The following is a 442-nucleotide window of genomic DNA, read 5'->3' on the forward strand; positions in this document are numbered from 1 at the left end:
CTGGAGGAGATCGGCCAGCCTTACCGCACCGAACTCCTGACCTTCGGCGAAACCATGAAGGCGCCGGAATATCTCGCGGTCAATCCGATGGGCAAGGTGCCGGCAATCCGCCACGGCGACACCATCGTCACCGAATGCGCGGCGATCTGCGCCTATCTAGCCGAGACCTACCCCGAAAAGGCCCTGGCGCCGAAGCAGGAGGAGCGCGCCCGCTATTACCGCTGGATGTTCTTTGCCGCCGGCCCGCTCGAATCGGCGGTGACGATGAAGGCTCTCGGCTTCGAAATTCCGAAAGAGCGGCTGCGCATGGCCGGGTGCGGCGGTTTCGGCGACGTCATGAACACACTCGAGAAAGCCGTCTCCGCTTCGACCTACATCACCGGCGAGCGTTTCACCGCCGCCGAATCCGATGCCCCAGCCGATATGGGAGCCGACATAGACG

The 442-nt window shown here is 63.6% G+C and carries 1 protein-coding gene; it reads left to right on the top strand.

Annotated features, from left to right (window positions below):
- Positions 1 to 442: glutathione S-transferase family protein (locus FMN52_RS18560; RefSeq protein ID WP_148610106.1), on the top strand; the 442-nt coding region annotated here is incomplete at both ends.

Origin of the sequence: Marinobacter sp. BW6 (genome assembly GCF_008107725.1) — a bacterium.
In the GTDB taxonomy this organism is placed as follows: domain Bacteria; phylum Pseudomonadota; class Gammaproteobacteria; order Pseudomonadales; family Oleiphilaceae; genus Marinobacter.